The organism is Pseudomonas sp. WS 5011, assembly GCF_012985775.1.
GTDB classification, from domain to species: domain Bacteria; phylum Pseudomonadota; class Gammaproteobacteria; order Pseudomonadales; family Pseudomonadaceae; genus Aquipseudomonas; species Aquipseudomonas peli.
In genome coordinates this window covers 487,387-499,652 of sequence record NZ_JAAQXA010000001.1, presented here as the reverse complement: position 1 = coordinate 499,652, position 12,266 = coordinate 487,387, and the positions used below count along the sequence as shown (strand labels likewise).

Genomic DNA, 12,266 nt, shown 5'->3' with positions numbered 1-12,266 from the left:
CCGGTTGAGTGGCCGGATGGCCGTGGAATCAGTGGCCGGATGCGCGTGGAATGGGTGGCCGGATCAGCGTGGAATCGGTGGTCAGATGCTCATGGAATGGGTGGCCAGATGACCGTGGAATCCGCAGTTATTCATAAGCACCCAACTATTAATTTTATTATTGACGCAACACCCGAAGGGCTGTGAGTAGCTAATTGTCTGCCATAGACACAACTGGCTATTATTTAGCGCTATATGCATATGATTAATGATGAGCTTCAAGCAAAACAATAGTGCGGGGCGAGATTTTATAAAATAAGATCGATGTATAACTAATAGTTTGCTGGGTGTGAATGCGAATTCACTATGTCAGAGAGTGAATTCGCAATGCCGGAGAGTGATATGCATTGGATTCACACTTATTGAGAGCGGATTCGCATCATACAAGAGTGAATTCGCAGAAGTGGAATGCGGATCCACACTCAAAGCTTGCGAACTCACGACATGATCAACTAGGCATTGAGGTGGCCAGGAGTAACGCCGCTCAGATGCCATTTTGATCAGCGGCTATGATTGATACCTACTCTGATGGCTTGGCTCAGGACTGACATTCCTCGGAGAGCCTGGCTGACTCTAAGGCTTGCTTTCGGTAGTTCTGATAGCTATTCAGGACTTGCTCGTAGAGGGCTTTGCGGACTTTCGTGCAAGCCGGATGAAAAGCATTGATGAACGGTAAGCCGTGAAGCAAGTGAACCCGATGAGATACCTTTTCCAGTTCAGGAAATATGCATGCTTTGATAATGTCGTATGTCCCGCCCATTACCACCACATCTGGCGTAACTGAAAGAATCTGCTCGCGTAGAAATTCACGATGAGTCTCAGCAAATTGACGTACCTCAACGGTAGCGCGCCGCCCACCGGTTGTCTTTTTGAGGTTTATAAAGGCCGACGCAAGTAGCGCGGACTTTCGATTACTGTGTGCTTCCTTGAAGTCAGCGTTTTTTTCACCAGCCTGTTGCAAGCCAAAGGCCCAGCGACCGATGTTATGGAATGTCGGTCTGCACCAGAGCTTACTTTTGGGATCGTCGACAATGGCCGTCCTGATGAGTTTGGCAATATTCAAACCGGGATAGCCGTTCGTTTCCTTCAGAATAAACAGTACCTTTACCCTGCTCTGATACCAGCTTTCAGACGAAATAATGCCATCCACAATGTAGGTTGCATCAGGCTGACCAGCGAGGACGGCCTGTTTGAAAGCTTCATGGTTAACCCCTTCCAGTAGGCCCCGCTTGATGTTGGGCAATAAATCAGTGTCGACTCGCATCAAACTTCCTGTAAGAGCTAAACCCACAAAGTGTCGTAGCATCCCTAGCTCATACATATGGTCATGGCTAAAGCTTGCTACCCCACGAATTTCTTTGCCAGTCAGCAGAACTGAATCTGTAGCTCGTACACTGCTAACCAACACTGAATGCCCATTCCTCAGTTTGGCAAAACGTCTCGATCAGGGCACCTGGAGATCGCCGATGCCACCGCGACGGGCGAAGCGGTACTGCCTACCGGCTTCGGCCACACAAGTAGCGCGGCTTTGAGTAGGGCTTTCGCTCGATTTTCAATAGCCAAATCGTCCCATGTAGCAAGTGCTGCCTGGTGGAAGTAAGTATTAAGCAGCAGAGCGCTTTGACCCAGCCGAGAACGTTTGCCTAGAACCTGCTCGCCCTGAACACTTATGGTGTCAGCAAAGGGGCCATTACTGATTGAGCTGTTCAGCGGCTGAGTCAGAAGTGTCAGATTCCCAAAGCTATGAACAGCTGCCTCTCTGAGTTGGCACTGTCCTTCAGTCATATCGTCAACCTTGTAAAAAGGGAGATCCTTCCAGCTCTGTGGTAATACGTGCTCGACAGTCAAATCGGACTGGGTTGGTACATGGTTGCTCCCTTGTTGGGAGCCACGGGCTGCATACTCAAGTGCCCGAAGGACAGCACATGTTTTGGAAGGCCGAAGCTCCTCGTATACCCGGCGATGGCGCCATTTGTCGCTAAAGAGCGCGTCATCTGGCCAAACCTCGCTGGGTGCTGTTGCCGCTAAAAGCACTGTGCGAAGAGCCATGTGCGGAGCTTCGGGTGCCGCCGTCACGGCTTGAAGCACGCGCATGAAAAAGCGGTTATAGCCCTTGGTAGTCAATCCGCATACCGCTCGACGCGTCAGATAGGACGCTAGATCACCGAGCGCTTGCTTTAACTCGTCGCTATCGCTTGCCAGTCGCTCACGCAGTGCGAGATAAACCGGCGTAACCGTACCCACATCTAGTGATTTAACTAACCGAGCAAACTCAGCCAAGTACCCAGTTCCCTCTGGAGAAACCAGCTCCCGGAAGTGGCGGCTGGAGGTAACCAGTTGCTTCAGTTCGCCTTCAAGATCACGAGGCTGTTTTTGCCACCATGCTTTGAATGACTGAAATACGTGGCTGGCGAGGGTCACTTCCTGGCTACGTAAAGTCGCGTAGTTGTAGAAAAACAGATCAATACGCGGATAGGTCAGACGCCCCTGTCGCTCCTTTTCCCGCCAGTAGGCATTCGCAGAAACGCCTTTACCAGTGGTCGCGACAAGGTCAAATGGGCTCCAATAGCGCTCGTATAACTGCGGAACAGGTTTTCCCTGTCGAGCAGCTTCGAGGAACACGAAATTGCGTACCAGATCAGACGCCAATAGCGGCTCACCGCGTGCGTTGAGTGTTTCGAAGATGACTTGAGGATCATCCTCGGCCTCAAGCGTCAGCGTCATGATCTGAACATGGTTGGACAGAGCCATGTAGAGCGCTTGGGCACGCTCCGGCTCCAGTTGCATGTGCGGTTGCAGTGACGCTACTTCGTTATTGCGGCGGATATCCGCTATCAGCGTATCTCCAAAGGTAGGGTCTGCAGTTGGGTTTACAACATCGGAGAGATCGATACCCCGCATGTAGGCGAGACAGGCGTGGTAGAGGTAAAGGTACGTCTGCACCATCAAAGGCCGCTCAAGCTTTGTGCGGCCATCTCGTGCCGGATACATGGCACATATCTCTTTGATGCTAGTTGTCGCCTCACTCAGGCGACGCATCTCGTCCTGCCCCGCCTGAGTTGGCCAGACCTTGAAATGGTCTTCTTCGCGCTGGTAAGGGCCAGGGTTTCGCACCAAAGCATCAAGCATTTGCGGTATGGGATTTTCTATCAGCTCACGTGCAGCTTGGCGAAAGGCGAGCAGCAAGAGTTGCAACGTGGTGGAACGCTGCTGGCCATCGATCACTTCAAAGGCAGGCACTCTGCCGAAACTGTTAGGAACCGGTGTCATCACAATGGAGCCCAAAAAGTGCTTCTGTAATGGCTTCAGTGCCGCAGTAGTGCCGGTAGATGCCAGCGCTTGTTGCTCCAGCACAGCATCTGCTCGGTCTTGGATGTCAATCCACAGAGGGCCGACCTGCTTCTCCAGCGTCCAGACATAACCCCTTTGAAAAATCGGGATCTGATACTGATGCGGGGTGCTGAATAGGCTAGTTACCGTAGCTTTGCTGGGTTGCATGCTGAATTCCTTATCTGCGTTTCAATAATCAGTAGCGTCAGTTGTCCTAGCCGATGTCGAGAGCAGGCAGCGCCATGACGATTTTTTGAGTTTCTAGGCTCACGGTGACCACGCGCTGGAATAGCTCCAGCGGGTACTTGGGGTTGCCCATGGTTTCGTTGGCCCAGTCGTTGGCGTCGTTGACGATGCCGCTGGCTTTGTCAGTACGCACGGCTTGGCGTTCCATAACCCAGTCCAGTGCGGCCTTGCCGTTGACCACGTAGTCCCAGGCCGCCTCGGGGATGCCCTTGAGAGTGATGCGGTGGTTGTAGATGACGGTGGTCTTGTCGCCTTTCTTGGCGAACTTCATCTTCTCTACGCGGTAGTCGGCATCGGTGAGCGTGTCCTTGGCCTCGATGGTCAGCGGGTACTGCTCGACGGTTTCGTAGTCCAGGTGAAGCTCTGCCAGAGCGCGGCCAGCTTTGCTGAAGGCCCAGAAGTCGACGGCTTTTTTCACTACCGGAATACGCGGCAGTTCCTTGCTCAGGTTGTCGGCGTAGCGTTCACGGTAGTCCGGCGAATGGAGGATGCCGTAGACGTAATAAAATAGGTCTTCCTTGCTGATCTGCTCGCGGGGATAGGCTGCCAAGAAGTGAGCCAAACCAGCATCAGTGATGGCTTCACGGCGGCGAAGACCACCTTCAGCAGGTTCAGCAAAGAGGTCATCTTTCGAGGTTTGGGCGGCTTCGTCGTAGAGATAGAGTGGGAACCATTGGACAACATCTTCGCCAACAAACTTGCTTGGCAGCATATCGGCAATGAGTACAGAGAAAAGACCGTTTACCGATGTTGTATTTATTACCAAGTTTTCCACTTCTACATACGGAAAAATCCTCGGCATCTGGTAGACCATCTCGTTGAAACGGCGGTTGAAGTACAGCCATTGCTTAGTGAATGGGCGATATAGGCCGGGCACTAGGCAGTCGGCCTCGTAGGCATAGCTGCGATCTTTGCCCAAGTCCTGCTTCAGTGCACGCGTCCAACTAATGCAGGTCGGATCGGTATCAATGAAACTATCCACCTTGATCTGCCGTGCCTTGCTATCCAGCCCAGGATGCACCGCATTGAAGCGCTCTACCTCGGCGTTGTAGAAGCCAATCATGCGGGCCATGTTGCTCGCTAGCTTGGACTGGCTGGAGTTGTAGGCCCAAGAGTCGCGCCCGGTCACAACTCCGAGTGAGAAACTATCAAACAGCTTGGGCGCATCGCCCTTCTTGTCGCCTAAAACGATGAAATTGTTGAAGCCGTCGTCGCGCTGTTTTAACCAATCCCCATGTTCATCCGGGGTAATGCTTTGCCAGTTTTCGATGCCTGCCACGCTGGCGAACTGTTCGATTTTTTCCAGTTTTTCTTCACGGCTTAGGTAGTCACCAATATCATGGAAATAAATCTTTCCGTACGCCTGCGCGTCGGGGTTTTTCACCAGCAGCGAGATAGCAATCGGGGCGCGGCTGCCGCTGCCAAAAATCTTGCCGCCTTCTTTGCGCGAGGCTTCGCCACTGGTGCGCTGGTTGCCGCGCAGATGGAACACATACAGGCTGGAGAATTCATCTGCCAGACACTTCCGCAGGCCATCCGCTTGATTGGCTTCAAGAAAACCCGCATTGGTGACGAAGCCGATAATTCCGGCATCGCCAATACGATCACTGGCCCAGCGAATGGCGCGGATATAGCTGTCATAAATCTGCCTAACTGAAGTCATTACTGATCCAGCAGCATAAGTATCTCGAATACGCGCATCCAACGATGGGTAGGCCACATTGGCATTGTTGTCGTTGGCGCTGGTTTGGCCTGCCGAATACGGCGGATTCCCCACAATCACCCGGATATCTAGCTCCTTCTGCCGCTTGCGCCGGGCGCTGTTATCCTCCAGCAGGGCATCCACCAGATCGTCCTTCTCATACATCTGGAAGGTGTCGGTCAGGCAGATACCTTCAAACGGGGTGTACTCGTCGATCACTTCGCCGTGATAGGCCGCTTCGATATTTATGGCAGCGATGTAGTAGGCAAGCAGTACCAATTCGTTGGCATGGATCTCGTGCTTGTACTTGTGCGGTAACTCTTCGGGCTTGATCAGGCCCGACTGGATCAGGCGGGTGATGAAAGTACCGGTGCCGGTGAATGGGTCGATGATGTGAACGCCCTTGCTGCCCAAGGTCTGACCGAACTCTTGTTGCAACAGATGGTTCACGCTGTGAAGGATGAAGTCCACTACCTGAACTGGGGTGTAGACGATGCCAAGCTTGTCTCGCGTCCGAGGAAAAGCATTAGCAAAAAACTTTTCGTACAACTCAACGATTATCTTCTGCTTACCTGCCGCGCTGTCGATGCCAGACGCACGCTGGCGGACACTGGCGTAGAACTTCTCTAGAGTGTCTACCTCCTTGCCTAAGCGGTGCTCTTGGAGCGCATCGAGCACGCCCTGCATAGCCTTGGACATGGGGTTGTGGCTGGCAAAGCTGTACTCGTCAAACAGCGCATCGAACACCGGCTTGGTTACCAGGTGCTGTGCAAGCATTTCGACAATCTCGCCATCGCTGATGCTGTCGTTGAGGTCGTCGCGCAGCTCGGCGGCGAAAGCATTGAAGGCGGCCTTTTCCTGTGTATTGGCCGGGTTCTCCAGGATGCCCTGGATACGGTCGATGTGGGTGCGGGCGATCTTGGCGATGTCGTTGGCCCAGTCTTCCCAGTGGTGGCGGTTGCCACACTTATCGACTATCTTGGCGTAGATGGCTTTTTCGATTTCGCCCACTTCGTAGGTCATCTCGGCCTGCTGGGTTAGCTGGCCTTCGGCATCGTGGTTTTTGCTACCGATACCGAACTTGCCTTTGCCGGCTTGGCCGTTGCTCGTGCCGCTGGCTTTCTTCGCCTTCTTGTCTGCCTTATCGGTGATGGCGATGACTTCCATCTTGCGAGGGTCGGAGCCGATCAGATCGAGCTTGTTCACCATGGCGTCGAAGCTGTCGTCGTGCGAGCGCAGCGCCTGGAGCACCTGCCAGACCACCTTGTAGGTCTGGTTGTCGTTGAGGGCTTCGTGAGGCTCCATGCCGGCAGGGATTACCACGGGCAGCACCACATAACCGCGCTTCTTGCCCGGAGCATTGCGCATCACCCGGCCAACGGATTGCACCACGTCAACTTGTGAGTTGCGCGGGGTGAGGAACAGCACGGCATCCAGCGCTGGTACGTCCACACCTTCAGACAAGCAGCGCACGTTGCTGAGAATGCGGCAGGTATTGGCTGGGGGCTCTTCCTTCAGCCAGTTGAGCTTGGCTTCTTTCTGGCTGGCATTCATACCGCCATCGACGTGTGCGGCTTCGCAGATGATGCGCGAGGCCTCGTCGATGTTTTCTGACTCCTGGTAAGCCTCCACCACCGACTGGAACATGCTGGCGATGTTGATGGAGCTGACCTTGTGTTTGGTGCCCTTGTAGTTGGGTGAGATAACCTGGCAGAAGGCGACAGCACGCTTCATGGGCTGATCATCACCCACCAGGTTTTCAGCTAGCCCTTGTTTGGCCAGCGCCTTCCAGCAGCCGACGATCTTGGCGGCGTCGTCCACCTTGAGCTGGTTATCTTCGTCCTTCAGCAGCTCTTGAAGGCGGCGACTGATGACGCTCTCTTCAACTGTGAGTACCAGCACTTTGTAGTCGGTAAGCAGGCCGCGCTGAACAGCCTCGGAGAAGTTGATGACGAACAGTTCTTTGCCATACCACTCCTCCTTATTCATACCGTAGAGCTTGCCGTTCTCTTGCTCAGCTTTAATCTCAGCACTGTCGCTGTAGATACGTGGTGTGGCCGTCATGTATAGACGCTTGGCGGCACGTATGTAGTCCGCGTCATGAATGCGCACAAAGGCGCTTTCGTCATCATCGCCAAAGGTTGCGCCAGTAGTACGGTGCGCTTCGTCACAGATCACCAGATCGAAGGCTGCCAAGTCGAAATCGTGCTGGGCGCGGCTGATCACGTCGATGGAGTGATAGGTGGAGAAGACCACACTCATGTGTTCGGCATCGTGACGCTTGAGCATTTCCGCTGCGAGGCGATCCGCTTTGGTGGTGGCTGGGTAGCGCAGTTCGTGAGTGAACACCTGAACGGTGTCTTCGTCGGCTTTACGCTTCTTGCCTACGTCACTGTCGGAGCAGACGGCAAAACTATGGAGCGGGGTTTCGCTTTCTTGCGTCCACTCGGTGAGGGTCTGCGATAGCAGCGACAGACTTGGCACCAGGAACAGAACACGCTTGCCCTTGCCAGCCAGGCGTTCGGCGATCTTCAAGCTGGTGAAGGTCTTGCCCGTGCCGCAGGCCATGATCAGCTTACCGCGCTCCGCATCTTTGAGGCCGGCGGCGGTGGCGTTCAGTGCGGTTTGTTGGTGATCGCGCAGTTGCTTGCGCGCCTTGAGGGCAACAGCTTGGTTGGGCTGGTACGTGGCCCAGTCAATCTGGCTGTCTTCCAGGGCTTGCAGGTCGATTTTGCTGACAGCGGGCTGCTGGCCCTGTAGGGCATCCTCGGCGTGCTCACTCCAGTTGTTGGTTGTGGTGACAATGATGCGATGCGAAAATGGTGCCTTGCCCGAGGCGGTGAAGAAGCTGTCGATGTCCTTTTTCTGGACGCGGTAATCCTCGGCGTACAGCTTGCACTGGATGGCGTGGTACTCGCCCGTGCCCTGAGTGCGCGCCACCAGGTCGATGCCCGTATCGCGGCCATCCAGCCCTTGTTCTTTTGCCCAGTCGCCGTACATCCAAACCTTGTCGTAGAGATCGCGATAGGTGGCTTCGTTGCGCAGGTAGGCGCATATCAGCTCTTCGAAGTAAGTGCCTTTTTCGCGTTCGGATGCTGAGGCGGCGCGGTAGGTGTCGAGCAGTGCGGAGAGGGCGGACATTACGAATTCCTTTTGAATACAGCTAGCGCAGATCTCAGGCGCTAAATTTTTCCAGTCTATCAATAGGCGTCTCTTTGAGCAGCCAAAAGAAACCCCAGGAGATACGAGATCTAGTGGGGTTTGTCTCTGCTCACTGACGTTGGCCGAACCACCTAACTTTGCCCACCTACAAACACGCACATCTGCGGTCGTCTGCCGTGCATGATGTTGATTTCGATGAAGCCCTGACGGTGCTCCATAGCGCTGCTCATCAGATCGGTTCTGCCCCTTAAGCACGCCTACTCTGGAGTACCAGGTGTACACCAAATTTCCTGGCTGGTTCCGGGTGTAAACTTACTATGCAGCTACTGCCCAGGCTGGGCTGTGCTGGTTGAATAGGGTAACAGCCGAACGGCTGCCCTCCGCCGTGGGAGATAAGATCGGCCTGTTCGATGATGAACTGCGAGATGGTAAGAAAGCCAAGATCGACTTTGGTAAGGCGCACTTCAACGCGCTATCTGAAAGTGACTCCGCGCTATGGTGTCGCGAGGATCGTCGATGATCTGCTAGTCGCCGTTAGCGCGCTCAACGTTTCACTGCTGGCCTTGAGCCTGGCTATATGTCTATCGAGCTGAGGTTAGGCTTGAAGAATTAAACCTAGCCAGGGCGGTGCGCGGGTCTTTTTCCGAGTGAGCCAGCAAGTGACTTTGGACGGGCCGGCAAGCCAGTTTTGATCCGTTTTGGGTAGAGAGTTGTCTTGCAGATCTGACGCCGAGAATCTCTTCTTTATACTTGTATAATTATGCGCAACTGCCCCCTTTCTAGAGAGTATGGTTTTTTCAATTCTTGTTTTTATTATACTAATCGTTGAATTTCGTTGTAGCTCGTCACCGTAGCGGTTTGTATAAGTCTCTCGGATCAGCTCTAGTCGAGTATGATCAACGTCGATGAATGATGTCAGCGCCAGCAGCTGCTTGGCGCGCCTTTCTGGATCATTTTTGCTGACCATTAAACTACGCGCTAGTTGTTTAATGGTTTCTGGAGTGTTGGCGTTTTTCAGTGAAGACTTTACAAGCCGTAGTTTCGCTAGGATGCCTTCCATGCCTATCGACTGGACTGCGCGCTTGCGAACAGCGCGTATGGCACATCGATGCCTTTTTGCAAGCTCTTGTGCCTGCGTTGTATCCTTGCCATCGGATGCTAGTGCAAGGGCAAGATATTTAAACATGTAGGACGCCGGCGTGGCTTTCGATAACAGACTTCCGCTGCTTTCTCTAGCCATTACAATTATCTTATCTTTGTTATCTTCAAAGTATCCACTAGGTCTCAAGCTTTCTTTTTCAAAAATATTACGAAGCTTTTTTTCAAGTTCTATTTCCAAGCCTGCTTTGAAAAATATTAGAATGTGCCAGTGAGGGCATCCATCAAGATGAACCTCGGTGACTCTTAAACCAAAGTAGTCGACGTAGGCTTCGTAGCTCTTCCCTAAGTGCTTTTGAATTTTTCTCCATAACTCACTAAGGTATTTGTATGCAGCGTCCGGTGATTCGCCACTGAATGAATTCTGTCCGACCTCTGGGTTGGAATGGTATTTCGGGGGGCATGTAAGGGTGAGCATCATCCATTTGAAGCTGCGCTTTAAGGCGAGTTGCTCCATTGCCTTGATCAACAAATAGTATTCGCTAACGCGCTTTCTGTTTGCTGCGTTGATGATTTCAGCAAGCTGGAAGTCGGCGTCGAAAGCATCCCTGGTCGCTTGTTTTGCAAGGTATGAAGTGAGTGCTATTTCACGTTGTTTATGTATTTTGAAAGTTAGGTCTGAGCAGAACAGTTCCTTGCCATACCCTAGTCGACCTTCAAGCATAGCCTTGTGCTCACGACGAAAGTCAGCAATTTGGCTGATTTTGGCACGCCAAAATTTAGAGTCAGCTAGTCTTTTAACTTGGTTTTCTGCTGAGCAGCTTGAAATGGTGGATACATTTACATCGTACTCATGATCTCTGCTGGCATAGTTTGCGACTTCCGACTGCTTCAGTTGCGAGAGCAATTCTTTGTGTTTGTTCGCAATTCGCCAAGCGACTCTATTTAACTCTGCGAGCCCAAGAGTAATCAGCTCACCAATGGCGGGGGCTTTGTATTGTGAGTTGTTTTGTGCAGGCACGACAAGGGCTTCTCAGTGAGAGGCGTCGTGCCGTATTAAATGAGGTGCGTGTCGTACGCAGGTGGATGTTACTTCGGATTACTATGACTGGAAATATATATTTGAATTAATATTTAAGCCGCAGTAGACGCGGATATTCAGTTAAGGGAGCAGGCTCGTATTCTGATGGGGCTATAAAAGCCAGCTTGTCGCTGGCTTTTAAGTGCTCGGATTGCGCATCATGCGGGCCTCGTCGTGAGGTGTGTGCGAATCAAGTCCATCCTAGAGGAAAAGCTCTTTTAGCTAGGAGCTCGCCCCCTCGTTTTGCGGTTCAAATGGCGCTCATAAAGGGGCTTGAAATTTTCCCAATGAACATTGCTAAGGTCAATATTGAACTTCAACCCATTTCCTAGTGTTCGTTTTAGCACATAACTATCCGGCTCACCAATATAATGGTCTGAGGTGGTTTTGGCCTCGACTTGCATGTGCCCTAGTAGCATCGCAATCGAGGTAAGTGGTACGCCATTTTTCTTCAAGCAATCGGCGAAAGTTCGTCGAAGGCTACGATAGCTCCAGCCAGCCTGTTTCAAGTCTTCATCAACTAAACCTATATATCCTTGACCTTTACTTTTTCCGCTGAAAAAGCGGCTGGGAGTTCGAGAGTATCTACTCATGGGATTATATTTTAGTTCGGGAAATAGGAGTCCACTTGGGCCGGACGCTTTAATTCGTTCTTTATGGAATTGAATAAACCCCATGTCGATGAGCTTCTGATGGACTGGGATGTACCTTATGGAATCATCTGTTTTCACTGCTTTGTTAAATCCGAAATTATTTATATGTATCGTGGTGAGACCATTTTCGTCGCTAGTTATATCCTCGTTTCGCAATTGGCAAAGCTCATTAAGGCGTGCGCCGCTGAATAACCCAAGCGGAATAAGCCAGAATTTCCAAGAGTCAGCATTGTGGTTTATTTTGTGGCTTTGTATGTTGTAATCAAGATACATCCATCCGCTGAAAATGTTAGTGAGATGGCGTTCATTGAAGGGGAGGGTTGCGGTTGATTTTTTATTATCATTACATGATATTTTTAGTTCCAGTGGAATTAGCCTATCTTTAAATGCTTCTTTTGCAATGTAATTGAATAGGCGATAGTAAGTATTTAGTGTTTCACCTTGATTGCTATCTGTGTGCGATCTTTCTAGTCTGTTGTGTAGTTGGTTGGTCAGAATGTAGGTGTCGTTGAGCGATAGAGAACTCGCTTTTCTAGACTCTGAAGTTCCTGTTAATAATTCTTTTATTTTATTCGAGCGATTCTTTAGTTGAATCTTCTGTTTTGGGGCGCAGGCGGACTCTCTGATTCGTCGATCAATTACATTGTCGATATAGTCACTTAACAAAATGGGATTCTGTTTTGCATTGAGCGCGCTTCGTGCAGATGTCAGTGGCTCCCACATGTCGGTAATTAAGTGCTCATATCCTGGTTGGATCTCGACAATTACGCCATCGATAAATGGAATGCGCAATGATGGCGCTTGAGTATTAGTTGTGAATTGCACCGAGATTCCTTATTGGTATCTGCTCGAAGTGAGCAGCTCTCGGATTGAGAAGTTAATTATCCAATCCGAGAGCGTCAATGACTTATTTGGTAGGCGCGATTCTCTTTAAATTGACAAATTGTCAATAATT

General features: G+C 51.5%; 6 protein-coding genes. 1 reads left to right on the top strand and 5 read right to left on the bottom strand.

What is annotated here, in order from left to right; all coding sequences use genetic code 11:
* Positions 1-186: hypothetical protein (locus HBN63_RS21680; protein WP_223181859.1), on the top strand; the 186-nt coding region annotated here is incomplete at its 5' end.
* Between the two features lie 391 nt (positions 187-577).
* On the opposite strand, the gene HBN63_RS02375 is transcribed toward HBN63_RS21680, so the two are convergent.
* From HBN63_RS02375 to HBN63_RS22130, 5 genes are all read right to left on the bottom strand, one after another.
* Positions 578-1,303: a hypothetical protein gene (locus tag HBN63_RS02375; RefSeq protein WP_170048235.1), complete on the bottom strand. Its 726-nt coding sequence runs from the start codon at positions 1,301-1,303 to the stop codon at positions 578-580.
* A 158-nt stretch (positions 1,304-1,461) separates the two neighbouring features.
* Complete coding sequence (locus HBN63_RS02370; protein WP_170048234.1) at positions 1,462-3,537, bottom strand: DUF262 domain-containing protein; 2,076 nt, start codon at positions 3,535-3,537, stop codon at positions 1,462-1,464.
* Between the two features lie 46 nt (positions 3,538-3,583).
* Entirely contained in the window at positions 3,584-8,458 is a 4,875-nt protein-coding gene (locus HBN63_RS02365) for a type ISP restriction/modification enzyme (protein WP_170048233.1), read from the bottom strand.
* Between the two features lie 616 nt (positions 8,459-9,074).
* The gene (locus tag HBN63_RS02360; RefSeq protein ID WP_170048232.1) at positions 9,075-10,598 is read right to left on the bottom strand and encodes a replication endonuclease; all 1,524 of its coding nucleotides are present in this window, start codon (positions 10,596-10,598) and stop codon (positions 9,075-9,077) included.
* 278 nt (positions 10,599-10,876) lie between these two features.
* Positions 10,877-12,136 carry a tyrosine-type recombinase/integrase gene (locus HBN63_RS22130; protein WP_170048231.1) on the bottom strand — a complete coding sequence of 420 codons (1,260 nt, stop codon included), beginning with the start codon at positions 12,134-12,136 and terminating at the stop codon, positions 10,877-10,879.
* Positions 12,137-12,266: the final 130 nt, after the last annotated feature.